Raw genomic sequence first — 24,851 nt, 5'->3', positions numbered from 1 at the left:
TGGCTCCACACCTGCTCGGCTGGCAATATCCGCTCATCCAGCCAGTGCGACATGATGGGAGGCAGCATGGACCTCAGAGGCAAGACGGCGATCGTCACCGGCTCAGCGGTCGGCGTGGGGCGCGCGACGGCGCTCGATCTCGCGCGGCGCGGCGCCAACGTCGTCATCAACTACTCTCGCTCCGAGGACGATGCCCGCGAGGCCGTCCGTCTCGTCGAGAGCGAAGGCGGACAGGCGCTGCTGGTCAAGGCCGACGTCTCGAAGGACGACCAGGTGCGCTCGATGGTTGCGCAGACGGTCGAGCGCTTCGGGGGCCTCCACATCCTCGTCAACAACGCGGCGATCACCCATTTCGTCGCGTTCAACGACCTCGAGGGCATGAAGGAGGAGTACTGGGACGACATCTACGCCGTCAACGTGAAGGGCACGTTCTTCTGCGCCCGCGCGGCAGCACCCGAGATCCAAAAGAACGGCGGCGGTGCGATCGTGAACGTCGCGTCCGTCGCGGGCGTCCGGGCCATCGGCAGTTCGATCGCCTACGCCGCATCGAAGGCAGCCGTCATCAACATGACGGTCGCCCTCGCGCGCGTGCTCGGCCCCGATGTGCGCGTCAACTGCGTCGCGCCCGGCTTCATCGACACGCGCTGGTTGCGTGCCGGCCTCGGCGACCAGATCTTCGAGGCCGCCAGGAAGAGCGAGTCGAACAGGGCGCCGCTCAAAGACGTCTGCACGCCGGAGTCCGTCTCGCAACTCATCCTCAGCCTCATCGAGGGCGCTGACATGGTCACCGGCCAGACCATCGTCATCGATGGCGGCGTCGGAATCGCCTGATGGAGTGGCAACTCACGGTAGTACCGCATATGGTACTATTAGCTGCGCGATGAGCAAGTCCGATAAGCTCATCGAGCGGATCAAAGCGCGGCCTCCGGAAGCCGCCTTTGAAGACGTGAGACGCGTACTGGAACTGCATGGTTGGGTTGAGGGGCGCAAGTCGGGAAGCCACGTCGCCTTTCGAAAAGGGAAGGGCGAAGGAACGATCGTCATTCCGGTTATGAAGGGCCGCAAGGTAAAACGCGTGTACCTCGATATCATCATCGAGCGACTTGGATTGTGACGGATGGACATGCGTAAACCGTTGAAGCACTACCTCAAGCTGCAGTACCCATTTCACGCGATTGCCGACCCTGATGGCGGGTTCGTCGTCACCTTTCCTGATCTCCCTGGTTGCATGACACAGGTGGATGCGGTCGATGACATCGGCCCGATGGCTGAGGACGCGCGGCGTCTCTGGATCGAATCAGAGTACGAGGCCGGCGAAGATATCCCATCACCGACCTACCCGCAGCCGTATAGCGGCAAGTTCAACGCACGAATTCCCAAGACCCTTCACCGAAAACTGGTAGAAGAGGCGGAACGGGAGGGAGTGAGCCTGAATCAATACGTCGTCACACTCCTCTCAACGAGCGGTCTCGATACCACTGCCACCCCGGTGTCCGCGAGGCGGCGGCTGAATGTCGCTTCCTCTGGTAGAAAAACACCAGATCGACGAAAGGCCGCAAGGCGCTAAGCGCCGCGTATAATCGCCTCGCTCGTCTCCGGATCGAACGCGTACAGGCGTCCCATGTCGAACACGACCTGCACGTCGTGGCCCGGGCGCGCCGCCGTCCTCGGGTCGACGCGCGCGAGGAGCCGCCGGTCGTCGACCAGCATGTGCAGGAACACCTCGTTGCCCATCAACTCCGTTACGTCGACCTTCGCGTTCACCGTCGCCGCCACGATGTCGGAAGGGCGGAACGCCGGGTCGTGTACGTTCTCCGGCCGTATCCCGAACAGGATCTTCTTGCCGGCGTACGTCCGGAGCGAGCCGGCGTTGTCGGGCGGTATCGGCAATCGCAGCGACCCTGACTCGAAGATCAATCCGCCCTGTTGCTCCCGCACCGTGCCCTCGAAGAAGTTGACCGCGGGGCTGCCGATGAACCCCGCCACGAACGCGTTTGCCGGGTGCCCGTACAGTTCCTCGGGCGTCCCCACCTGCTGCAGTTCTCCGTTGTCCAGCACTGCGATGCGCGTCGCCATCGTCATCGCCTCGGTCTGGTCGTGCGTCACGTAGACGAACGTTGTGCCGAGACGCTGGTGCAACTTGCTGATCTCGGCGCGCGTCTGCACGCGCAGCTTCGCATCGAGATTGGATAGCGGCTCATCGAGCAGAAACACCTCCGGGTCGCGCACGATCGCGCGCCCCAGCGCGACGCGCTGGCGCTGCCCGCCCGAAAGTTGCCTCGGCTTGCGGTCGAGCAATTCCTGGATCCCCAGGATGCTCGCGGCCTCGTTCACGCGCCTGCGGATCTCGCCCTTCGGCACCTTCTTGAGCGTCAGCCCGAACGCCATGTTGTCATACAGCGACATGTGCGGATACAGCGCGTATGACTGGAACACCATCGCGATGTCGCGGTCCTTCGGCGCCACGTTGTTCACGATGCGCTCGCCGATGTACAGCCTCCCCGACGTGATGTCGTCGAGTCCGGCGAGCATCCGCAGCGTCGTTGACTTGCCCGATCCCGACGGCCCGACCAGTACGACGAATTCGCCGTCCGGGATCGTCAGGTTGAGGTCCTTCACGGCATAGACGCCGTCAAAACGTTTGCTCACATCTTCGAAGACGACGTCTGCCATGCGGAACGCCTAACCCTTGACCGCGCCGGCGAGCACGCCCTGCACGAAATAGCGCTGCAGCGCGAAGAACACCACCAACGGCAGCGCCATCGAGACGAAGGCCGCCGCCGTCAGTACCTGGTAATTCGACCCGAACGAACTCACCAGGCTCTGAATCTGCACCGTCATCGGAAAGAGCGATGGATCGCCCAAAAAGATCAGCGCGATCAGGAGGTCGTTCCACACCCAGAGGAACTGGAAGATCGCCAGCGCCGCGATCGCCGGCATCGACAGCGGCAGCACAATGCGCCGGAACACCATGAAGTCCGATGCGCCGTCGAGGTACGCCGACTCGAAGAGGTCGCGGGGCAACGCCCCGAAGAAGTTGCGCAGCAGGAACACCGCGAACGGAAGCCCGTACGCCGTGTGAGCCAGCCACAGGCCGGCGTAGCTGTTCGTCCCGAACCACCGCCCGCCGATAATCGGCACTTCGCCGTCGATCGTCACGTGCGTGTACAACCGCAGCACCGGGATCAGCGTCATTTGCAGCGGCACGACGAGCATTGCCACGATCGCCAGGAACAGCACGTTGCGCGCGGGAAAGTTCATCCACGCGAACGCATAGGCAGCAGCCGAGGCCACAAGGATCACCAGCACCGTGCTGGGCACCGTGATGATCAGACTGTTGAAGAACGCCCGCGCCATGCCGCGGCTGTTGAGCACTGAGTCGTAGTTGTCCAGCGTGAAGTCCCAGTCCTTGATCGAAGTCCACCACCCGGACGATGCGATCGCCGTCGGATCGCGGAACGAACTCACGAGCAGCGCGATCGTCGGGATGCTCCACAGCACCATGATCAGCAGGATGATGATGTGCAGGGGCAGGTGGGGCAGCGAGAATCGCGGCAGCGCGAACTCCCCGCGCGCTTCGTCCGCCTGCTGCATGCGCCGCTCGCCGACGTTCTCCGCCGCCATCAGCGTGTCTCCTCCTGGAACTGGAAGCGCCGGATGCTGATCAGCATGATCGGCACGATCCACAGCAGCAGCACGACCGCCAGCGCCGCGCCCACGCCGAAGTCGCGGACGACGAACGCCTCCTTGAAGAACAGCGTCGCCACGACGTCCGTTTTGAATCGGCCGCCTGTCATCACGTAGATCAGGTCGAAGTTCTTCAGCGCCTGGATCACCAGCGTCGTCAGCACGACCACGATCGTCGGCGACAAAATCGGCACGATGATCCGCCAGAAGACCTGCCACTCGTTCGCACCGTCCACGCGCGCCGCTTCCAGCACCTCCGTCGAGATGCCCTTGAGGCCCGCCGACAGCACCACGACCGCGAACCCCGTCCACATCCACACGCCCACACCGATCAGGGAGAAGTTGTTGAGCTGAAACGGCTTCGGCAACTCATCCGGGCCGTAGTCCGTCAGCCACGTCTGTGGCGAGTTCGTATTCTGCAGCCACGCCGTTTGCTGGCCGTCGATCTGCGTCACGAACGCGTTCACCGTGCCGATGTCCGTGTCGAACTCGAACATGAAGCGCCAGATCACCGAAGCCGCGACAAACGAGATCGCCATCGGGATGAAGATCGCCGACTTCGCCGCCGCCTCGTATCGCACGCGCACCGCCAGCACAGCGATCAGCAGCCCAATCGCCACCGTCACGACCGGAAACAGCGTCAACCAGAGCACGTTGTTCAGCAACGCCGAATGCGTGTCGGCGACCAGCGGCTGCGGATTGTCGATGATGAAGCGATAGTTATCGAATCCGACCCAGTTGTCGGACCGCTGGTCCTGGAAGCTCCGCCGGATCGTGTCCAGCGTCGGATACACCAGGAAGACGCTCAGCAGGATTAACGCCGGAGAGAGCCACAGCCATGGCGTCCACCATTTGCGACCGACCAACGCCCATCTCCCGATCAGCAACCGGGGCGGGAGTGATATCCCGCCCCGGCACGATTCGTGCTACTGTCGCGCCGCCTCGACGCTCTCGAGGATGCTGTCCAGACTCGCCGGATCGGTGAGGTACTGGATGACGCCTGCGAAGATCGCCTGCTGACCGGCGCCGCCGATCGCATCATCCTGGTCGAACCGGAAGGTCTCGGACTCCAGCAACTGTTCCGCCACGTGCTGCGCAACCTCGTCCGGGTACGCATCGATGTCGACCCCGCTGTTCAGCGACGTGAAGCCGCCGAGCTCGACCCATACCTGCTGCGCTTCCGCGCTCGCGATGTGGGTCAGGAATGAGCACGTCGCCGGATCGCTGTTGAACGCGTACGCGATGTTCGCTCCGCCTGTCACGGCGCCACCCGGCCACGGGAAGAAGTCGTAATCGGTAACCGGGACTGCATCCGGGAACTGGGTCGCGATGAAGCCGCCCGCTGCGCTCACCAGGTGCAACATGCCCGCCGTCGGTGGCGTCTCGAACGGTGGATACGACGAGTCCATAAACGGCGTAGCGTTGATCCCCGCGCCGCCACCCTGCACCGTGTAGCCCTCCGTCAGGGCGATCTGGCCGAACTTTTCCCACGCATCGCGCATCGCCGGATCCGTATACGGCATGTCGCCGGTGACGATCTGGTCGTACGCATCGGCGCCGGCTTCGTTGATGAAGATCTGCTGGATCGTGTCGCTGCCCGGGAAGCCCGACCCGCCGCCTGCTTCTTGGCCCATCGTCCACGGCGGTGTGCCAGTCGCCAGGATCTGGTCCGACAGCGCGATCAGGTCCTCGAACGTCGCCGACTCGTCGAGCGGCTCCAGGCTATTCTCCGTGAAGAACGTCGGGTTGTAGAAAATCGTCCCCTTGCTGTCGGCCTTCATGAAGAACCCGTACAGCACTCCGTCAACCGTGCCGAGGTCGATGAACGATTGCGGGTAGTTGTCCCGGATCGTCTCCTCCAGGCCCTCGCACTCCGAAAGCGGCGTCAGTTGCCCTTCGCTCGCAAACTGCTGGAAGAGCCCGATCTCCGCCGGGATCGCGACGTCCGGCGCGTTGCCGCCCTCGACGCGCGTCGTCAGGATCGCCGTGATGTCGCGTGTGCCGGTGAAGTCCATCTCACCGCCCCAGCCTTCGACCATCGCCTCGAACGAGGTCAACTCCTCGTCGCCCCAGATACCCAGGACACTGACCGTGCCCTGGTCGCCGCCGTCACCGCCGCCGGCCGTCGCGTCCGTGGACGGCGTCGTGTCGCCTCCATTACCGTCGCCGTCGTCGTCATCATCGCCGCACGCCGCCAATCCCGCAGCGCCGACGATACACGCGACCATCGCGAGGCGGAGTGCCCTATCCCTGAGCATGATGAACTCCTTTCATTCCCCTGACTCGCAGCTTGAATCCCATCGCATTGCAAAACCGTCAACGCACCGGATCAACGGACGAGAACGGCGTGACGAAGGTATGCCGTCGATGATCATGCCAGCACGATCGCTCGTTGAGATCAACTTTGTGCGTCGATCCACAATGACCGTACCGGCGCCGCTGCGATTAGCGCAACGCCCGGCTTACCATCAAAGCGCATCCATGTCAGACTTGTGCTGGCCCTGCGGCTGGATTCGCCGGCGTTCCGTTCAGCGCCACCGTCAAGGAGATGTCATGAACGGATGGGAATACAAGGTCGTCTACGTCGACTTCAGGGGAAGGATTTCAACGGAAGGGGCGGAGTACATTCGACAAAGCGGTGAACACCGCACCGGGTTCGTCCGCGGCTACCTCGACAAACTGGGCGAGGATGGCTGGGAAATGACCGGCGTACTCCCCCTGATGCGTCCCGAGAGCAGCTACTTCTTGCTGAAGCGGCCCCGCAAGGCCGCCGAGGCCCAAGAAGGTTAGTTAGTGCAACCGAGGCGCTGAGGATTCGCTGATCGATCCCCGCAGGGCCGTCACCTAAGCCGCCCGTCCCGCAGCGTCGATGTCAACCGCCGCGACGAGATGCGCCACGATCGTCTGATCGAGTCCGTCATCTTGCCGCAGCACCTCGATCGCCGCCGCGGGCGTAAGCTGCTGCTCGACGCCCGGCATCGTCAGCCGCGCATACGCTTCGGCAGTGGCGAGTACGCGCGCGAGCGTCATCTCCGGCGTCCCCACGATCTCGGACGCGCGCCGATGGTGATAATGCACGGCGTGCAGCGTTTCATCCAGCCCCGGCGACGCCGCTACGAAGAGCCGTCCAAGCTTCAGGTACATGTCGTCCAGTTCCGGGTCGAGTCCCCATGTGGTCGCTTCGCCGTACGGATCCTCGCGCGGAAAGATGCCCAGCGCGTGTGACATCGCCGCGACGCGCAATGCGCGCTGCTCGGCGTCTCCGAGCTGCAGTTGTTCGGCGATCTGAATCGCGGCCCGCGCGGTGAATTCCGCCAGCGTCCGCGTCCGCGTGTCGCCGCCGCTCATCCGGTCCGCCGCCGCGCCCGCGAGCGCCTCGACGAGCCCGAACCGCACCTGGCGGCGTCCGCTCACCGGCGCGTCATCGACGATGTCCGACGACAGCCGCGTCTGGCCGCCGCCTGCCGCCTTCGCGACGTACATCGCCGAGTCGGCGCGGCTCAGCATCGCCTCGCCGCCTTCGCCGTCGTACGGATAGGTCGCCACGCCGATGCTCGTCGTGACGCCGGTGCCGCGTTCGCCGGGATACTTCCAGTCGGCGCCGCGGATGCCGTCGTGGATGCGCTGCGCCAGCGCGAACGCCTCCTCCGAACGCGTTTCCGGCAACACGACGGTGAACTCATCGCCCGACTGCCGCCCGACGACATCGATGTCGCGGCAGGTCTCGCGCAGTAACTCCGCGAATTGCACGAGCAGATCGTCGCCCGCCTGGTGGCCCAGCGTGTCGTTGAACGTCTTGAAGTTGTCGATGTCCATCACGAGCACGCTGCAGTGGCCGACGTTTCGCACCGCCCGCGCGATCTCATGCTCCAGCGTCCGCTCCAGCGAGCGCCGGTTCGGCAGTCCCGTGAGCCCGTCCGTGTCGGCGATGGCGCGCATTTCGGCGTAGAGCCGCGCGTTCTCCATCGCCAGCGCCAGCGGCTCGACGATGCGCTCCATCAGCGCGAGGTGCGCCGCCGCGTACGTGCCCGCCGTGTTCGAGACGACGTTGAACGACCCGACCTGCACGCCGTGCGACATGATCGGGACGCTTGCGCCGCACGCCACGCCGCTGTTCAACAGGTAATCGCGTTCGATCCAGCCCGCGTCCTGCGTCTCGAAGTCTTCGAAGATCCGCGCCGGCCGCGCGACCGAAAGCGCCCGCGCTGCGTCCAACTCGAAACTCGTGCCCGTGACCGTCCCGTGTTCAATCAGCCCGCGCAGCAAGCGGATCCGCGTCGGGTCGCCGCTGATCACCGCGATCGACGCCTGGTCGAACGGCACCAGCTTGCGCACCTCATCCATGAACTCGAGGTACACCCGGTCGATGTCCAGGCTCGCGGTGACGATCTTGCCGATCTCCGCCATCACGTGCTGCTCGCGATACCGGTCCTCCAGCTCACGCGTCTTCTCCGAGACGCGCTCTTCAAGCGCCGCGTTGAGTTCCTCCAGCGCGTCCTTCGACTCCTCGAGCTCCCGCGTCATCGTCGAAAGCGCGTCGCGCTGCAGCGTCAGGAAGAACGCGATCACCGCCGACATCATGAAGAACAGCGACAGCGCCAGCGCCGTATACGCCACCGTCGCGGCGAGCTGAGCGCCGCGCAGCGGCTCGACGGCCCCGTGCAGCGGGTCCTGCGCCGGCAGCGCGCCCGTGCCCTCCAACGTCGCGATCACCGCAAACCCCGCGATGCCCGTCGCCGCAATGATCGAAGCGCGCCAGTGGTTCGGTGTAAACGCGCATCCGAACACCAGGAAGAAGAGCGGCTGAGCGCCCATCCAATTCGCGCCGCCCAGGAAATAGCTCATCGAGAGCATCGCCGCCGTGGTCAGCACCAGCGCCGTCCAGCGCATGCGCTCCAGGTCGCGCATCGTCGTCAGTCGCGGCGCCAGCCACGCGCAGGCGATCGTCACGAGGAGGTAGCTCGCCGTCGTCACGTAGAACAGCGGCGCAAAGTCCACGCCGCCGCCGATCTGGAACCCGATGCTCGTCAGCAGCACGAGCGTCAGTACGCCCGATGCCAGCATCAGCATCATGCGGTCGATCAGGCGCTCGTTCGCCAGGTCGCGGTCGATTGCCGCGCCCGCCGGCAAGCGCCCCGCGAGCTTCGGTGCAGATGAATTAGTCACAAGGGAGTATCGGCAGCGGTCGCTGCGGTCATAGGGCAGACGCCCGTGTTCGCCCGCTCGTTCCCTGCTAAGATCGGTACGTGGAATCGAGCACTGCCGCCCTCACAGACTCGCAGGAACCCGAGGAAACCTTCCCCTACGACACGATGGGCGAGCCGGCCGAACCGGTGCCCCAGGTCTCCTCGCTGATCGCCGTCATTCGCATCATTTCGGTGTTGGGGATGGGACTCTGCATCAGCTTCGGCCTCTTCATCATGCTCGTCGGCCTCGAGGGCGTGCTGATCGGCATCCCGATCATCCTGCTGGCGATCCCCTGCTACTACGGCATGCAATTCGCCGAAAAGCTCGCCAACCGCGCCGCCGCCACCCCGACTGACTGACTGTCGTCAGCCCGCGGCCAACCAGCGACCAACGACCAGCGACCAGTCGACCAGACCGCGACTAGATCGTCGCCCCGCCCTTCGCCGCCACCAGCCCCTTCGCGAACTCGATCTCGCCCAGGTGCCGGTATCCGTGCGTCATCACCATCCCGCTCATGCACTGCAGGATCGTCATCTCGCCCAGCGGCTTCACGACGATCTTGCGCGCGCTCTCGTCATCGCTCAGCGCAGCGATGTACGCCTCGGTCGCGCGGAACACGTCGCTCGTGTACTGGCGAAACTCCGCCATGCCGTTGATGCGCAGTGCCCGCGCTTCGTCATCGCTGAACCCCGTGCCCTGCGACTTCGCGTCCAGCCCGAACTTGCCGTGCCAGCCGTCGCGCATCCACACCGTCGGCTGCCGCTGGATCACGAACTGCACGATGTTGTCCTCGGTGCGCACGTAATGCCACAACGAAAACGCCAGGTTCTGATGCCCGCCCTCCGGTACCGCGTTCGCTTGCTCGTCGGTCACATCAACGAGCACACGGTCGTACAGCCCGTGCATCGCCCGGACCTCCCCCGCCAGGTACTTCACCAACTCACTCACGCCATCTGACCTCCGACATCCGACCTCTGCCGTCTAGCGTCCAGCCTCCAGCCTCCAGTGCCCGATATCCGGACCCTGGCCTCCGGGAAGCTCACCCTGCCTTCTCCGCCGGCGGCACCGACTCGTAGCTCCCCAGCACCGCCTGGTCGCGATACTGCTCCTTGCCCGCCAGCAGCAGGTCGCCGCCGTACATGTCGCAGCACACGATCGCCGGAAACCCATCGACCTCGAGCTTCTTGATCGACTCCGTGCCAAGGTCCTCGTACGCGATCACGTCCATGCTCTTGATCGTCTTCGACAGCAGCGCCCCCGCGCCGCCGATCGCGAGCAGATACACCGCCTTGTTGTCCTGCAACGCCTGCTTCACCACCGACCCGCGGCCGCCCTTGCCGATGATCACCTTCAAGCCTTCTTGCAGCAGTCGCGGCGTGAACGGATCGAGCCGCATCGACGTCGTCGGCCCCGCCGAACCGATGACACGCCCCGGGCGCGCCGGCGACGGCCCGACGTAGTAGATGACCTGTCCCGTGATGTCCATCGGCAGCGGCTTGCCCTCGTCGAGACCCTGGATCATGCGCCGATGCGCCGCATCGCGCGCCGTGTAGATCGTGCCGTAGAACTTCACATGCTCGCCCGCCCGCAACTGCGCGACGTCATCCTCCGTGAACGGCGGGTACGCCTTGATCTCGCCGTTCTCCCGCACAATCGCCATCCATTCCTCCAATCCCTTCCAGGTCAGCCAACTAGCGACCAGTGACCAGCGACTAACCGACCAGATCGACGTTCACCACCACGTTCTCCTGCCCGCCCCGCGCCACGATCAACACCAGCGGCTCCCGCTCCGACGTGTTCGCCTCCGTATGCACGACGTTCGCCGGCACGAAGATGAAGTCTCCCGCCAGGCCGTCGGCGCTGTGCTCGAGACGCGCGCCCCAGCGAAAGCGGATCGTACCGCTCACGACGTAGATCGCGCTCTCGACATCGCCGTGATGGTGCGCGCCCGACTGGAACCCCGGCTCCGTTACCACCTCGCCCATCCACACCCCGGAAGCGCCGCACGTGCTCGCCGCCACCCCGGCCACCCGCGACATCCCCGCGGTCTGCGCCGTCGACGCGTCACGCTCGGCCGGCCGCACGATCACCACGTCATTCATCCCGCGATGCTCCGGCGCTCACTCCTGCGTCCAGCCTCCAGCCTCCAGTCACCAACTACCCGCGACCAGCCACCAGCGACGAGCCACCAGCTCACAACGTCTTCGCCATATCCACCATGTGCCACGCGATCGCCGCGCCCCAGTCCGCGCCGTCGTTCCATTCACTCCCCAGCGTCTCGCGCACGACGTGATAGCCGCGACGTTCGTAGTACGGGATCAGGTTCGCTTCCTTCACCGCCTCCATGTGCATCGTCCGGCAGCTCGCCGCCCGCGCCAGCGTCTCCGCGTGCGCGATCAGCGCCGAACCAATGCCGCGCCCATGCATGCTCACATCCGCCGCCAGAATGCCGAAGTGCCCGCGCTCGCCCTCGATCGCGAAGTACATGCAGCCGACAGGCCGCCCGTCCGCCTCCGCGACGATGATTCGGTCGACCTGCTCGAGCAGGTCACCGCGCTCCGTGCGCGTCGTGCCGGGAAAGACGTGGCCTTCCGTCTTGCGATACGCCGCGTTCACCAGCGCCACCAGCCCATCCACGTCCTCGGCCGTCGCGGCGCGCATGGTGAGGGCAGGCAGCGGCGCGCCATCCGCACTCTGCGCGCGAGGCTCCTTCGCCGCGGCGTCCGTACTCACAAGCTCAGGCCCTTGCTCACGCTCTCCCTCTGTTGTCTGTTGACTGTTGTCTGTTGCGGCCTTTGCCGTTCGCTGTTTGCCGTTTGCCGTCGTCTCACAGCTCCGCACGCTTCGACCGCGCGCTGTGACACTGCAGGTTCACCGCCACCGGCAGCGACGTGATGTGCGTCGGATACGTCTCGATGTTCACCGCCATCGCCGTGTTCGTGCCGCCCACCGCCTGCGGCCCGACGCCCAGCGCATTCACCTTCTCCAACAACTCCCGCTCGAACTCCGCCGTCTCCGGGTCGTCGCTCGGCTGCCCCACCGGGCGCGTGATCGCCTTCTTCGCCAGCAGCATGCAGTACTCCGCCGACCCCCCGACGCCCACCCCGACGACCAGCGGCGGACATGGATTGCCGCCCGACTCCTCGATCGTCCGCAACACGAACTCCGTGATGCCGTCCTTGCCGCGCGAGGGCAGCATGATCTGCAGCCGGCTCATGTTCTCGCAGCCGCCGCCCTTCGGCACCACCGTGATGCCGAACCCGTCGCCCGGGACGATCTCCGTGTGAATCACCGCCGGCGTGTTGTCTTTCGTATTGACCCGCGACGAAAACGGGTGCGCCACCATCGATGCGCGCAGGTAGCCCTCGGTGTACCCCTTCGACACGCCGGCATTGATCGCGTCCTGCAGCGACCCGCCGACGATGTGTACGTCCTGGCCGATGTCCACCATGACGACGGTCGTGCCCGTGTCCTGGCACAGCGGGATCATGTCGCGCTTCGCCAGCTCCACGTTCTCGACGATGTCGATCAGCACCTGCTGCGCCAGCGGCGACTTCTCGGTCGTCTGCGCTTTCTTCAGCCCCGCGACGACGTCGTCCGGCAGTTCGTGCGTCGCCCTCTGGCATAGCTCGGCGACCGTCCGCGTGATCTCGTCGACGTGGAGGTCGCGCACGCGCGTGCTCGTATCGGTGGCCATGTGCTTCCTCATTCCTGCCGCTAGTTCAACAGCGCGATCAGTTCCTTCGTCGCGTCCGCCGCCTTCCGGATCTTCGACGCTTCGTCGTCGCTCACCGGCGTCTCGTACGTGTGCTTGATGCCTCCGGCGCCCAGCCGGCACATCACGCCGCAGACGATGTCGCGAATGCCGTATTCGCCCTTGCAGAGCACCGCCGACGGGATCAGCCGCTCCTCGTCGAGCAGGATCGCTTCGACCATCGTGACCGTCGCCGCCGATGGCGCGTAGTACGCGCTCGACACCTTCATCAGCTCGCCGATCTCGGCGCCGCCACGCATCGTCCGCGCGACGATCGCGTCGATCTGGTCCTGCGACAGCAGCGATGTCAGCGGCAGCCCGCCGATGCGCGCCTGCGACACGACCGGCACCATCGTCGTGTCTGTGTGGCCGCCCAGTACGTACGCGTGTACGTCGCGCACCGACACGCCTGTCTCCATCGACAGAAACGCGCGATAGCGCGCAGTGTCGAGCGCGCCGCCCTGGCCGATCACGCGCTCGCGCGGGAACCCCGAGGCTTCCAGCGCCACGTGGCACATCGCGTCCATCGGGTTCGAAAAGATGATCATCGCGGCGTTCGGCGAAGCCTTCGCCGCCTGCTTCGCCTTCTCGCGCACGATGTCGGCGTTGCCGTTCAGCAACTCTTCGCGCGTCATCCCCGGCTTGCGCGGCGCCCCGGCCGTGATGACGACGACGTCGGAGCCCGCGGTCTCGTCCCAGCCGTCCGCGCCTGTGATCTTCGCCTCGAACCCCAACCACGATGCCGCCTGCGTCTCGTCGAGCGCTTTGCCGTGATGCAGCGTCTGCGCGTACTGCGGGTCGTCCTGGATCACCACGTCGGCGATGTTCCGCTCGACGATCCGTTGGGCGATCGCACCGCCCGTCATGCCGCCGCCGACGACCGTCACTTTCTTCCGTCCTGCCATCCAATCCTCCGTTATACAGGGGCATCGAGATGTAGCAGCGGGGCCGCCCGCTCGTCAGATTCGCCCGCTGGCCTCGTTACTGAGCATCACATCCGTGCGCGCTGGACCGCGCGAGGTCTGTACCATCATTCTAAGCACCCTCGAACTTAGCCGCGAACAGTGCATTTGCGGGCCTGCCCGTCGCTCGTTACGCTCTCCCGCGTTGGATCCGATCCTCCGCCCCGCCGCCCGCGCCCGCTCCGCATCCCCCGTAATCGCACCGCCTGTCGCGAAGGCGGATCATCGATGATCGCCGCAATGCGGTCGCAGTCCGCCTTCGTCGCGCGCCGGATCGTCAACCCATCCATGCGCCGATCATCGCACGCCGCGTCACTCTGCGGCGCGAATCACGCTAAGAAAAACGCAACCTAGACGCCCGGACGACCACGCGCCAAGCGCCCCTACTGAAAACTGACAACTGAAAACTAATAACTACGCGCGAAAGCGCGTCGTCATACCATCCATGCGCCGATCATCGCACGCCGCGTCACTCCGCGGGACTGCCAACCACGATGCGAAAGCCGCAAATCCGACCGTCCTGACGACCGACGACCTCGCGCGAAACGCCAACCCTGCTGAAAACTGACAACTGAAAACTAATAACTACGCGCGGAAGCGCGTCGTCAACCCATCCATGCACCGATCATCGCACGCCGCGTCACTCGGCGGGACTGCCAACCACGATGCGAAAACCGCAATCGGCCGTCCTGGCGCCGACTTCCCCGACGACTCGCGCGGAGCGCTACCCAACTGAAAACTGACAACCGAAAACTGAAAACTACGCGCGAAAGCGCGTCAAAGCGGCCACCAGCGCTTCCGCCGCGCCAGCCATCGATAGCGAGCGTACGGATCGCCCGGATTCAACGTCGGCTGGCCCATGCCCTCTGGCAGCGCACGCTGCTTCGTCTTCAACGCGCGCGCCAGCGCCTCTGACAGATGCTCGACCTGCTGCTCCAGCAGGCGCACCTTCGCGTCCGATGCGCCGTCCGCCGCCCCGTTGCGCGATTGCCGGCAGGCGCCCAGGTCACGAGGCTCGCGCGCATCGTCCGGCGCCGGCGAAAGCTGCCTGCACGCATGTCCGCCCAGGCCGTTCGCATGCCGGGAGTTCGGCAGGTACACGAGGTACGCAAACCCGCCCGGCCGCGGCACGATGCGGTTCCGCAGTTTGCCCTTGCGGATCATCCGGCGCGCCGTACTGATCGAAACGTTGAGCTCGCACGCACCCTGCTGCAGCGGCAACCAGTCCGCCGGGTTCGGTTTCGGCAACGGCGGCTCGGCGGCGCGGTCGTCCTCGTCGCGCCCGAATACGGACGGAAGAGCCACCATCGGCGATTCCCCTCAAAGGCACAGTGCCACCCGGCCACTCTCTTCTAAGGAGATCATCGGCCTCCTCCGGCGGCCTCTGAACCAGACTCGAATCCGCTACAATCGCTCTCGTGACGACCCGCACTTCGTCCGAACTGCCAGCCTGGTTCGAAGGCCTCCACGAAGCTCGCCTCGTGTCCGGCGCCCCCGCCGATGCCAGCGGCGTCCATCACGATAGCCGCACCGTCACCGAATCCGCGGTCTTCGTCGCCATCCCCGGCCTCACCGCCGATGGCAACACGTTCATTCCCGCCGCCATCGCCCGAGGCGCACGATTCGTGGTCGTGCAGGAAAACCTGCGCGACGTCTGGCAACCCTACGTGAACGAGGACGTCGCCTTCGTCGCCGTGCCAGACGCCCGGATCGCGCTCGCTCAGGCCGCCGCCGGCTTCTACGGCCACCCCGCCCGGTCGATGGGCGTGATCGGCGTCACCGGCACCGATGGCAAGACCACCACCACCCACCTCGCGGCGCACGTGCTCAACGCCGCCGGCCAGCGCGCTGGCTACCTCAGCAGCGTCGAGTTCGGCGTCGGCGGCCATGCCGAGCTGAATGCGTCGCACATGACGACCCTCGAGGCGACCGAAGTCCAGCGCCACCTCGCGCGAATCCGCGATGCCTCCGGCCGCTATGCCGTCGTCGAAGCGTCGTCGATCGGCCTCGACCTCCACCGTGTGGACCAGTGCGAGTTCGATGTCGGCGTCTTCACGAACCTGGCGCCGGACCATCTGGACTATCACGGCAGCATGGGCGCCTATCGAGACGCGAAGGCGTTGCTCTTCCGCATGCTCGGCGAGTCCGTCGAGAAGGGCGTGGGCAGAGCCGCGATTCTCAACGCCGATGACCCGGCGTCCGAGGAGATCGCGAGGGTCACGACCGTGCCCGTGATCACCTATGGGCTCGACAGGCGGGCAAACCTCACTGCACATGACATAACACGCGACGGCTGGGGTACGCGCTTCACCGCGCGCATGTTCGGCGAAGCGGTCGAGGGGTACATGCGGCTCCTCGGCGAGTACAACGTCGCGAACGGCCTCGCCGCCGTTGCCGCCGCCGTCTCCCAGAACGTCGCCTTCACCGATGCTGTCTACGCGCTCCAGAGCTTCGTCGGCGTGCCCGGCCGCATGGAGCTGATCGATGAAGGGCAGCCGTTCCGCGTCGTCGTCGACATCGCCTCGACGGAGCAGGCGATGCGCAACGTGCTGCGCATGCTCGCCGAACTCACGAGTGGACGTATCGTCGTCGTCTTTGGCGCCGCCGGCGAGCGCGACCCCGCGCGTCGCCGTGGTATCGCCCGCGCCGTCGCCGAGGTCGCCGAGTTCGCCGTCATCACGAACGAAGACCCCCGCACCGAAGATCCGGAGATCATCGTCGATGAGATCGCCTCCTCGCTCAAGGCGAAGGGTTGGACAGAGGGACGCAAGTTCGTCCGCGAGCTTGACCGGCGCCAGGCGATCGGCCTCGCCTTTAAGCGGGCGGAGCGCGACGACACCGTCCTGCTCGCCGGCAAGGGCACGGAGCCGTCCATCGTCATCGGGAATACGCACTGGCCCTGGGACGAACGGCGCATCGCCCGGGAGTTGCTGCGTGACTCGCTTGACGTATAATCGCTCGCAGGACAGGAAGCGGCGTTCAAACGAGTAAGCAATTGGACGAATCCGACATCCAGCGTCTCGCCGGCTACGACCTCAGCCACATCATCCACCCCCAGTTCCACGTCTCCGACCACCAGGACGCCATCATCTACGAGCGCGGCGAAGGCGCCGTCCTCACCGACGTGCGCGGCAACCAGTTCATCGATGGGCTGTCATCCCTCTGGAACGTCGCCGTCGGCCACGGTCGCGCCGAACTCGCCGATGCCGCCGCCGCGCAGATGCGCACCCTCGCGTTCTCCAACGCCTATACCGGCTACGCAAACGTGCCGTCGATCCGCCTCACCGAAAAACTGCTCGAACGCGTGTACCCCAACATGAGCGGCGTCTTCTACGCCAACAGCGGCTCCGAGGCCAACGACTTCGCCATCAAGGCCGCGCGCTACTTCTGGTTCGCCTCCGGCAAGCCGGAGAGGATGAAGATCATCTCGCGCCAGGAGTCCTATCACGGTGGCACCATGGCCGCGACCGCCATCACCGGCATGGCGCCGTTCCACAAGGGCTTCGGACCCGAACCGCCGGGCTTCGTGCAGGCGCCGACCTGCTACCCGTATCGATGTCAGTGGTGCGCCTCGAAGTCTGCCTGCACGCTCGAATGCGCCGACAACATCGCCGCGACGATCGAGCGCGAGGGCCCCGACACCGTCGCCGCGGTCATCGCCGAGCCGGTGCACGGCGCCGGCGGCGTCATCCCGCCCGATCCCGGCTACTGGCCACGCCTGCGCCAGATCTGCGACCGCTACGACGTGCTGCTCATCGCCGACGAAGTCATCACGGGCTTCGGCCGGACCGGCCGCTGGTTCGCGCTCGAGCACTGGGACGTCCAGCCCGACATTCTTACCTTCGCCAAGGCCGTGACGAGCGCCTACGTGCCGCTGTCCGGCTTCATCGTCTCGCAGCGCGTTCATCAGGCGATCCTCGAAGCTCCCGCCGACACGAAGTTCATGCTCGGCTGCACCAACTCCGCCCACCCGACGGCCTGCGCCGTCGCCATCGGCAACCTGCAGATCATCGAGGATGAGCGCCTCGTCGAACGCGCCGAGAAAATGGGCCGCCGCCTCAACGACGGCCTGGCGGGCCTCATCGAGACGCCGCACGTCGGCGACGTCCGCGGCTTCGGCCTTATGGCCGCCGTCGAAGTCGTCGCCGATAAGGCGTCGCGGGCGCCCTATGCGCCGGCGCAAGCCGTCGGCCCGCAGCTCGCGAAGGCCATGCGCGACCGGGGCGTCGTCACGCGCGTCAAAGGCGAAAGCATCCTCCTCGCCCCGCCCCTCATCGTCACCGAAGATCAAATCGACACGATTGTGAACGTCACCGCCGAAGCCATCGACGCCGTCACGGGGGGCATGGCGGGCGTATGAGGGCGCGAGACACTCGCTATACTGTAGTGACATCAAGAGGAGCAGGCTTCGATACTATGACTTCCCCCGCCGTCGCCGTCGCGCGACCGCAGTCACGCCGATCGCCCGCGTTCGCGGAGAAGTACTGGCGGCTATTCGCCGAGATACTCTTCATCATCCCCGCCTACGCCGCGTATCAACTCGTCCGCGGCAACGTCGGCGGCCAGGCCGGCACCGCGTTCGATAATGCTTCCCGCGTCATCCACATGGAGAAGCAACTCGGCATCTTCCACGAGGCGTTTCTCCAGCAGTTAATCCTCCCGAAGGACTGGATGGTTGACCTCTTCAACTACATCTATGTCTGGGGCCACCTGCCGATCATCATCGGCGTCGCGTTCTGGCTGTACGCGTGGCATCGCCACAACTACGCGTTTTTCCGCAACGCGTTCATGATCAGCGGCCTCATCGCGCTCATCGGTTTCACCGCCGTGCCGCTCGCGCCGCCGCGCTACATGCCGGAGTTCGGCTTCGTCGATACGATCGTCCACGCGCAGTCGTACTACGTGTTCCAGAACCCGAAGATCGTCAACCAGTACGCTGCCATGCCCAGCCTGCATTTCGGCTGGGACCTGCTCGTCGCGTTCGCGATCTTCACGCAGACCAGCTCGCGCGGCGTCCGCATCTTTGCCGCGTTCATGCCGTTCCTCACGCTCGGCGGCATCGTGCTCACCGCCAACCACTACTTCCTCGATGCCTTTGCCGGGGCTGTAGTCGCTGCCGCCGCCGTCTGCTTCGCCCTGGCACTGCGCCGCATCGTCCCCCGCGACCGCTTCTTCTCGTTCCTGACGTAGTTGGCAGTCATCAGTCGTCAGTCGTCAGTCGTCAGTAGTCCTCAGTGGGTTGGTGACGCCTGCAAGCTCCGAAACCTCTGTTGTCTGTCGTCTGTTTGTCCCCCCGTCCGACCTCTGACTTCCGACATCCGACCTCGCCCATCCACGCGCCGCCCAAGATTGATCTCCTCCCACCCTCCCTGCTATCCTCCCCTCAGGAAAGGAGGTGATGCGGATGGATCACAGTAGTTGTAAGGCCTGCGTGCCGAGCAGCGTCCGCAGCACCTCGGAGGCGGTTTCCTAGCCTTCGGGGGCGGAAAGCTAGGCACCAGGCCTGGCAACAGACTGAAGAGAGGCCCGGTCGAACGACCGGGCCTCTTGCTATCCCAAAAGTGCTGGCTTACCGCGACCAATTACCAATCACTAGCCACCAACCGTCAGTAGCAGTTCTGACCGCCTCCCCCACCGCCGCCTGATCCGCCCGTGTCCTGGCTGCAGTCCGCATGGGCCCGCGGCAGGATACGGTCATCCACGGTGTCGCACAGGTGACCGTACACTTGCAGGTCCCGGTAGCCGTGCCGCGCGAAGTGCTTTGCGAACGCCGTCTTTACCGTCTTGACCCCGAACAGCGCGGCCATCACCCGCCCGGTGAACCGGTCGACGCTCCGTTCGTCATCCTCGATTGAGCGCGGGATGAAGAGGTCCGCCCGCACGTCGTCTGCCGGCGCACCGAAGTCCGGCTGCAACGCGATCGTCGTCGACGGCTCACCCCACGCGGCGCCGTCCTCCTGTCCTTCGGGGATGCGCATCGCCTGGTAGAACACGGAAGGTACCCTCAGCCGCGCCAGTCGCTCGTGCATCAGCGCACGGTCGCGGTTGCGTTCGAACCCCACCACCAGCCGCAGGTGAAAGTCGAGCCGCTCGTTGAGATCGAGCCCAACGTCCGCTTTGCGCGGCGGCGTATACATCTGGAGCAACACCGTCTTCGTTCCGTCGAAGGTGTCGCTCGGACGGGCGCCGATGCACACATCGTCCATCCGCAGCCCCGACGCCTTCGCCTTCGACAACGGCCGCAGGAAGGTCTCCGCGGTGCCGCTCGAAAACGCCTGCTCGAGTCCGCAGTACGGCCGCTCGCGCGAAAGGTCGTGGACAAGCCCCGTGCCGCGATCCGCGACGAACCGCGTGCCCGCCGGAATGCGTTTCCGCGATGCGATTCGCTGCCCATCGCTGCCCGCCCGGCGACGCGATCGCTGCGACGCCATGTATGATCGACGCGTGGATCCACGGCTGGTCGTAACCATCGATCACCCTCCAGTGACTCGCGTGTATGTAAGACCGCGAGCGTAGGCCCGCGCCCGGTGCGGTGTCAACCGCGCGCCGCGCGCGACGCACGTACCCGAGTTCGTTGGAGTCAGAGGACCTACGGGATGGAAAGGCCTGCGCGGTTTAACGGCGAGCCAACCACCAGCGACCAGCCACTAGCGCCGCCGCTTCGGCAACAACGACCCCAAATACTCATCGATCGCCGTCGCCGCCCGCCGCCCGTCCGCAAGCGCCGTCACGACGAGGTCCGCGCCGTTGACGTTGTCGCCGCCCGCGAATACACCGTCGCGCGTCGTCATGTGCGTCTCGCGGTCCACCTCGACCAGGTTCCAGCGGTTTGTCTTCACACCCGGCGCCGCGTCGTTGATGATCGGGTCGGCGTTATAGCCGATCGCGATCGCGCACGTGTCGGCGCGCAACACAAACTCCGAGTGCGGGATCGGGATCGGCCTCCGCCGCCCCGACTCGTCCGGCTCGCCGAGCGCCATCCGCTGGCACTCCAGACCCGTCACCCGCCCCTCGTCGTCGCCGATGAATCGCAGCGGGATCGTCAGGAACTGGAAGTCGACGCCCTCCTGCTTGGCGTGCTCGCGCTCTTCCGTGCGGCCGAGCATCTCCGACTCCGTGCGACGGTACACGCACACGACGTGCTCCGCCCCCAGCCGCACCGCCGTCCGCACGCAGTCCATCGACGTATCGCCGCCGCCGATCACAACGACGTCCTTCGCCGGCGGCAGCGGCTCGCGCATGCTCTCCGGCAACTGGTCCGGCAACAGGTTGCCCTTTACCAGGTACTCCGTCGCCGCGAAAATCCCCGACATCTCTTCGCCCGGGATCGCCAGCCGCCCGCCGAGCCCCGCCCCCGTCCCGACGAACACCGAGTCGAACCCGCGGTCGAACAGGTTGTCGATCGTCACGTCTTTGCCGACCCACGTGTTGCCGACGAACTTCACGCCCAGCTTCTCCAGGTACGCGAGCTTGTACGTCAGCACGTTCTTGCTCAGCTTGAAGTTCGGGATGCCGTACAGCAGGATGCCCCCCGGCTCCGGCCATGCGTCGTACAGCGTGCAGTCGTGCCCCTTCTTCGCCAGTTCTTCCGCGACGGCCAGCCCCGCCGGCCCCGCCCCGACGATCGCCACGCGGAAGCCGCTCGGCTCCGGCAACACCGGCAGCGGCACGCCGAAGTGCTCGCGCTGGTAGTCTGTCACGAACGCCTCGAGCTTGCCGATCGACACCGGCGGCTCCTGGTGCATGTCCGGCCGGATCGCGAACGCCACGACGCACTCGCCCTCGCACAGGCGCTCCTGCGGGCAGAGACGGCCGCACAGCTCCGGCAGGTTGCTCGTCTCGCGGAATTTCTCGGCGGCCGCGTTGACGTCGCCGATCTCGAGCAGTTTGAATGCGCCGGGGATGTCGTTGCCGACCGGGCACGCCTGCTGGCACGGCGCCGTCGGACACTGGATGCACCGCATCGCCTCGGTCTTCGCCGCGTCCAGGTCGAAGCCCAGAAAGACCTCGTCCCAGTTCTTCGTGCGGACCTCGGCGTCCTGCTTGTTGATCGGCACGCGCGAGATCGCCAGCCTGCGCTGGACCTCGGCGTCGGCGTCTTTCGGCATCGCCGTCCCTTCTGCTCGTCCCGATACGCCACCCTGCCCGGGGCGACTCCGACGTGAGCCAGAGGTATTGAAAGTGTAGGCGGCAGCCATAGCCGGTGTAAATGGCCGCCAGCTCCGCCTCCCACGATGCCTGCGCGACTACGCCCACTCCCGAAGAATCAGTAGAAGGCGAAGGCTTAGACAATTTTTAGACGGCTGTTGCCTCCGACCGTAACTACGACATCTACTGGTTGGGGCGTGAGTTCGGCGTCGATGGTGTGAGGTTTCTCGGTCCGAGCGTCGCCCGCTTTGGGGATGATGTGGAGGGTGGCGGACTTGGGGTGGACTACCTAGCCGAACGGGGGTTCTGTTGCGTTGGTCTGAAGATCGTCATGTACAGCCGAGGGGCATGGGACCTCATTGAAAGCAAGCGTGCAGCCGGTTCAGATCCACCAGTCGAGTCGAAGACAGTAGTCGTGGGTGGGCGTCGCGCTGAATTGCGCACCTACCACGGCTCGTTCCACCCGATTTCTTCGCAGTTTCTGATCATCGATTATGGCGGCACGGTCGTAGAGGCGCGTACCGGTGCGGTGATCCCGCTGACTCCGACGGCTGCGCAGCCGAACTCGCTGATCGATGAAGCGACGTTCCTCGCCGTCCTGGAGCACCTACGCCGGTACCCGGAGTGAGCGACCGGCTAGAGACGCCGGCTTACGCCCCGCAGCCGACAGCCGGTTGACAACCACAAACCCAACTTAAAACTTAAAACTGAAAACTGGCAACTACTGCGAAGCAGTCTCCCCAAACGTCCGCAGGAAATTCACCAAATTCCAGATGTCCTCCTCCGAAAACGCCTCCCCGAACGCCGGCATCGCCGAGCCCCGATAGCCGTCTGCGATGAACGCGTAGAACTGCGGATCCGTGTGCAACGGCAGGTGCAGCCGGAAGTCCGTCGGCGCCGGGTTGAGGTCCGCCGCCTGCGGCCCGTCGCCGCGCCCGTCGACGCCATGGCAGACGATGCAGTTCTGCTGGAACAGCTCGCGCCCGCGCCCCACCGACTCCTCCGTCGGCGCGATCGGATTCCCCGCGCGCGCGTCCTGCGCCTCCGAATGCGTGTGTACCCCGAACGCCAGCACGCCGCCCGCGACGAGCATCACCGCGCCGAGCGTCAGGCTCGCTCGGTACGCCGGCTGCGCCAGCATCTGCAATTGCTTGCGATACATGAACACCAGCAGCCCGAACAGGATGAGGAACGCGCCGCCCACCTCGTTCCACGTGAACGACGTGAACGGCAGGTCGAACGCCCCGCCATCGTCCACGTTCGGCAGCGCGTCCGCGCGCAGCACCGGCAGCACGTAACTCCGCGCGATGTCGTCGCCGTCGCTGCGCCGCAGCCCCGCTTCGACGCGCCAATTGCCCGGCTGCGTGAAGTACGCGCCATTGCCCTGGAAGCTCCCCGGCGCGAACTCGGTGAGCGCCAACTCCGATGGCGCGATCGCGTCCGGCAGATCTTCGTACTGGAAGCGCAGCCGCGCCTGCGTGATCGTGTCGACGGGCGTCCCCTGCTCGTCGCTGACCGTCAGCGTGTATTCGTTCAGCCCGACGCGGTTCGGCGTCACCTCGAGCGTCATCTGCAGCCCGTCCGCGACGTTCGATGTCTGCTCGAACGCCTGGCTCGTCGCATCGGCCGCCGCCTCCGCCGCCAACTGGCCGCGCGCCGTCGATGTCTGCGTCAGCACCGCCACCGAAGCGAACACCGCCACGATCAGCGCGATCTCGACGGCGATCGTGCGCGGCAGCCAGCGCTGCAGCCACGATAGATGTCGCCGCCACGTCGAACGGTCGTCGTCCGCGCGCTCGCCGCCCTGCTGGTACAACCCGTCGATCGTCGCGACGAGCCGCGGCTTCAGCACGTACGCGTTCAGCCCGGCGATCGCCAGCACCGGCGCGACAAGGATCAGCTTCGCGAGCAGCACGCGCCCGTACGTCGTATCGACGAATGCGCTCCATCGCGGCAGTTCCGTCAGGCCGTTGAACAGCCCCGTCGAAAGCACCGCCGCCACGCTCAGCCCCGCCACCACGGAGAAGCGGTCGAACGCGTTCGCCAGGTACAGAAAGCCTTCTTGCTCCGGCATCTGGCGCCGGCGCCAGCGCAGCAACGGCGGCAGCATCACCAGCGCGCCCAACCACGCTGCCGATGCCGCAAAGTGTACGAAGTCCGACGACGCCGACCAGAACTTCCCCGTGCCCGTCGCGCTGTGGCTCACCATCGAGTACGTCAGCATCGCGCACAAACACGCGACGACCAGCACGCCGACGCCGGCCAGCCGCTTCTTCGTCGATCCGCCCAGGTACAGCAGGTCCGCGCCCGCAAGCGCCACCAGCACCAGGACCAACCCCGCAAGCCGGTACTCGCCCGTGCGCACGCTCGTCAGGTACGTCCACAGGCCCGTATCGGTGTTCAGCCGGTTCCACGTCAGCAACACCAGGAACGCCGACGCGATGAACGACGCCGGCAACAGCACGTGCGCGAGCGTCACGACCCAGCGCTCACCCGCGTCGTTCAGGCGCTCGTAGGCGTCACTCTCCAGAAACGACGCCGCCGGCCGCAGCACGGCGACGAGGAAAAACGCCGCGCCCGCCACCACCGCCAGCGACAACATCGCGATCCACTTCAGCGCGGAATCGATGTTCTTCGGCAGCAGCTCGCCGCCCGTCGTCCCGCCCTGGTAATCGTCGAACGACGCCCCCTCCGGCGTGCTGCCGTCCGGATTGAGCACGATGAACGGGTACCGCCCCGTCAGGTTGTGCCCGTCGACGGTCGAGACGTTGCTCCACTCCACCGAGTACAACCCCGGATCCAGCGGTTCCAACCCGACCGATGCGAACGCTCGATCGTTGTCGTCGAACGCGGTCTCGCCGTCGTCGACCTGCTCGCCGTCCTGGCTGAAGACCTTGATCTCCGTCAGTTCGCGCTCGAGTGGCTCACTGAAGTTCAGCACGACGCGCGTCGGCGCCCGCCGCACACTCTCGTTATTCGCCGGGTTCGCCCGCACCAGCGCCGCATGCGCCGATGCTTCCCGCGCCAGCAACGGCAAAAACGCCGCCGCCACGACCATCCCGGCAAGCGTAATCGCCGTGACGCGCGTCAGCCCGCGCATACGCGTCATCCCG

The 24,851-nt window shown here is 65.7% G+C and carries 24 protein-coding genes; 9 read left to right on the top strand and 15 right to left on the bottom strand.

All coding sequences use genetic code 11. From position 1 onward, the window contains the following. Positions 1-66: 66 nt before the first annotated feature. The 3 genes from WEB52_13845 to WEB52_13835 are packed head-to-tail and all read left to right on the top strand — an operon-like array spanning position 67 to position 1,567. A complete protein-coding gene (locus WEB52_13845; protein MEX2227521.1) occupies positions 67-831 on the top strand; it encodes an SDR family oxidoreductase in 765 nt (254 codons plus the stop codon). Positions 832-880: 49 nt separating this feature from the next. Next, complete coding sequence (locus WEB52_13840; protein MEX2227520.1) at positions 881-1,114, top strand: type II toxin-antitoxin system HicA family toxin; 234 nt, start codon at positions 881-883, stop codon at positions 1,112-1,114. A gap of 3 nt (positions 1,115-1,117) precedes the next feature. Beyond that, positions 1,118-1,567 (top strand): type II toxin-antitoxin system HicB family antitoxin, encoded by a 450-nt coding sequence (locus WEB52_13835; protein MEX2227519.1) that lies wholly within the window; start codon positions 1,118-1,120, stop codon positions 1,565-1,567. On the opposite strand, the gene WEB52_13830 is transcribed toward WEB52_13835, so the two are convergent. From WEB52_13830 to WEB52_13815, 4 genes are read right to left on the bottom strand one after another with little or no spacing between them, the layout of a single operon-like run. After that, entirely contained in the window at positions 1,564-2,673 is a 1,110-nt protein-coding gene (locus WEB52_13830; protein MEX2227518.1) for an ABC transporter ATP-binding protein, read from the bottom strand. The genes WEB52_13835 and WEB52_13830 overlap by 4 nt on opposite strands. Before the next feature lie 9 nt (positions 2,674-2,682). Beyond that, a complete protein-coding gene (locus WEB52_13825) occupies positions 2,683-3,624 on the bottom strand; it encodes a carbohydrate ABC transporter permease (protein ID MEX2227517.1) in 942 nt (313 codons plus the stop codon). After that, positions 3,624-4,553 carry a sugar ABC transporter permease gene (locus WEB52_13820; GenBank protein MEX2227516.1) on the bottom strand — a complete coding sequence of 310 codons (930 nt, stop codon included), beginning with the start codon at positions 4,551-4,553 and terminating at the stop codon, positions 3,624-3,626. Before WEB52_13820 ends, WEB52_13825 begins: the two co-directional genes overlap by 1 nt. Before the next feature lie 60 nt (positions 4,554-4,613). Next, entirely contained in the window at positions 4,614-5,945 is a 1,332-nt protein-coding gene (locus WEB52_13815) for an ABC transporter substrate-binding protein (protein MEX2227515.1), read from the bottom strand. Between the two features lie 295 nt (positions 5,946-6,240). Between WEB52_13815 and WEB52_13810 the strand changes: the two genes are divergently transcribed. Further along, positions 6,241-6,477, top strand: coding sequence for a hypothetical protein (locus WEB52_13810; protein ID MEX2227514.1), 237 nt, complete (start codon positions 6,241-6,243; stop codon positions 6,475-6,477). Positions 6,478-6,531: 54 nt separating this feature from the next. On the opposite strand, the gene WEB52_13805 is transcribed toward WEB52_13810, so the two are convergent. Further along, complete coding sequence (locus WEB52_13805; protein MEX2227513.1) at positions 6,532-8,853, bottom strand: diguanylate cyclase; 2,322 nt, start codon at positions 8,851-8,853, stop codon at positions 6,532-6,534. A gap of 80 nt (positions 8,854-8,933) precedes the next feature. On the opposite strand from WEB52_13805, the gene WEB52_13800 reads away from it, so the two are divergent. Next, complete coding sequence (locus WEB52_13800) at positions 8,934-9,233, top strand: hypothetical protein (GenBank protein ID MEX2227512.1); 300 nt, start codon at positions 8,934-8,936, stop codon at positions 9,231-9,233. Positions 9,234-9,294: 61 nt separating this feature from the next. Here WEB52_13800 and WEB52_13795 read toward each other — a convergent pair whose 3' ends face one another. The 7 genes from WEB52_13795 to WEB52_13765 all read right to left on the bottom strand — a co-directional run bounded on the left by WEB52_13795 (position 9,295) and on the right by WEB52_13765 (position 14,898). Next, positions 9,295-9,822: a DinB family protein gene (locus WEB52_13795; GenBank protein MEX2227511.1), complete on the bottom strand. Its 528-nt coding sequence runs from the start codon at positions 9,820-9,822 to the stop codon at positions 9,295-9,297. A gap of 91 nt (positions 9,823-9,913) precedes the next feature. After that, entirely contained in the window at positions 9,914-10,534 is a 621-nt protein-coding gene (locus WEB52_13790; protein ID MEX2227510.1) for a Fe-S-containing hydro-lyase, read from the bottom strand. A 52-nt stretch (positions 10,535-10,586) separates the two neighbouring features. Further along, positions 10,587-10,976 carry a cupin domain-containing protein gene (locus WEB52_13785; protein MEX2227509.1) on the bottom strand — a complete coding sequence of 130 codons (390 nt, stop codon included), beginning with the start codon at positions 10,974-10,976 and terminating at the stop codon, positions 10,587-10,589. A 91-nt stretch (positions 10,977-11,067) separates the two neighbouring features. Then, positions 11,068-11,607, bottom strand: a complete 540-nt coding sequence (locus tag WEB52_13780) for a GNAT family N-acetyltransferase (GenBank protein MEX2227508.1) — start codon at positions 11,605-11,607, stop codon at positions 11,068-11,070. Between the two features lie 94 nt (positions 11,608-11,701). Next, the gene (locus WEB52_13775) at positions 11,702-12,571 is read right to left on the bottom strand and encodes a fumarate hydratase (GenBank protein MEX2227507.1); all 870 of its coding nucleotides are present in this window, start codon (positions 12,569-12,571) and stop codon (positions 11,702-11,704) included. A 20-nt stretch (positions 12,572-12,591) separates the two neighbouring features. Further along, positions 12,592-13,533, bottom strand: a complete 942-nt coding sequence (locus WEB52_13770) for a malate dehydrogenase (GenBank protein ID MEX2227506.1) — start codon at positions 13,531-13,533, stop codon at positions 12,592-12,594. Positions 13,534-14,367: 834 nt separating this feature from the next. After that, on the bottom strand, positions 14,368-14,898 hold the full coding sequence (locus tag WEB52_13765; GenBank protein ID MEX2227505.1) for a hypothetical protein: 531 nt from the start codon (positions 14,896-14,898) through the stop codon (positions 14,368-14,370). A gap of 110 nt (positions 14,899-15,008) precedes the next feature. On the opposite strand from WEB52_13765, the gene WEB52_13760 reads away from it, so the two are divergent. The 3 genes from WEB52_13760 to WEB52_13750 are packed head-to-tail and all read left to right on the top strand — an operon-like array spanning position 15,009 to position 18,780. Then, positions 15,009-16,544 (top strand): UDP-N-acetylmuramoyl-L-alanyl-D-glutamate--2,6-diaminopimelate ligase, encoded by a 1,536-nt coding sequence (locus tag WEB52_13760; GenBank protein ID MEX2227504.1) that lies wholly within the window; start codon positions 15,009-15,011, stop codon positions 16,542-16,544. Between the two features lie 41 nt (positions 16,545-16,585). Next, positions 16,586-17,950: an aspartate aminotransferase family protein gene (locus WEB52_13755; protein MEX2227503.1), complete on the top strand. Its 1,365-nt coding sequence runs from the start codon at positions 16,586-16,588 to the stop codon at positions 17,948-17,950. Positions 17,951-18,006: 56 nt separating this feature from the next. Continuing rightward, a complete protein-coding gene (locus tag WEB52_13750; GenBank protein ID MEX2227502.1) occupies positions 18,007-18,780 on the top strand; it encodes a phosphatase PAP2 family protein in 774 nt (257 codons plus the stop codon). Between the two features lie 416 nt (positions 18,781-19,196). Here WEB52_13750 and WEB52_13745 read toward each other — a convergent pair whose 3' ends face one another. Beyond that, a complete protein-coding gene (locus tag WEB52_13745; GenBank protein MEX2227501.1) occupies positions 19,197-20,021 on the bottom strand; it encodes a hypothetical protein in 825 nt (274 codons plus the stop codon). A gap of 216 nt (positions 20,022-20,237) precedes the next feature. Continuing rightward, positions 20,238-21,698, bottom strand: coding sequence for an NADPH-dependent glutamate synthase (gene gltA / locus WEB52_13740; protein ID MEX2227500.1), 1,461 nt, complete (start codon positions 21,696-21,698; stop codon positions 20,238-20,240). A 455-nt stretch (positions 21,699-22,153) separates the two neighbouring features. Here gltA and WEB52_13735 point away from each other — a divergent pair, with 455 nt between their 5' ends. Next, on the top strand, positions 22,154-22,366 hold the full coding sequence (locus tag WEB52_13735; protein MEX2227499.1) for a hypothetical protein: 213 nt from the start codon (positions 22,154-22,156) through the stop codon (positions 22,364-22,366). Between the two features lie 93 nt (positions 22,367-22,459). Here the strand turns inward: WEB52_13735 and WEB52_13730 are convergent, their stop codons facing one another. Beyond that, positions 22,460-24,838 (bottom strand): CopD family protein, encoded by a 2,379-nt coding sequence (locus WEB52_13730; GenBank protein ID MEX2227498.1) that lies wholly within the window; start codon positions 24,836-24,838, stop codon positions 22,460-22,462. Positions 24,839-24,851 lie beyond the last annotated feature (13 nt).

This window comes from Dehalococcoidia bacterium (genome assembly GCA_040902535.1).
Taxonomy (GTDB): domain Bacteria; phylum Chloroflexota; class Dehalococcoidia; order DSTF01; family JACRBR01; genus JBBDXD01.
Note: the sequence above shows the minus strand (reverse complement) of the source record. Positions and strands in the feature narration are given on the sequence as shown.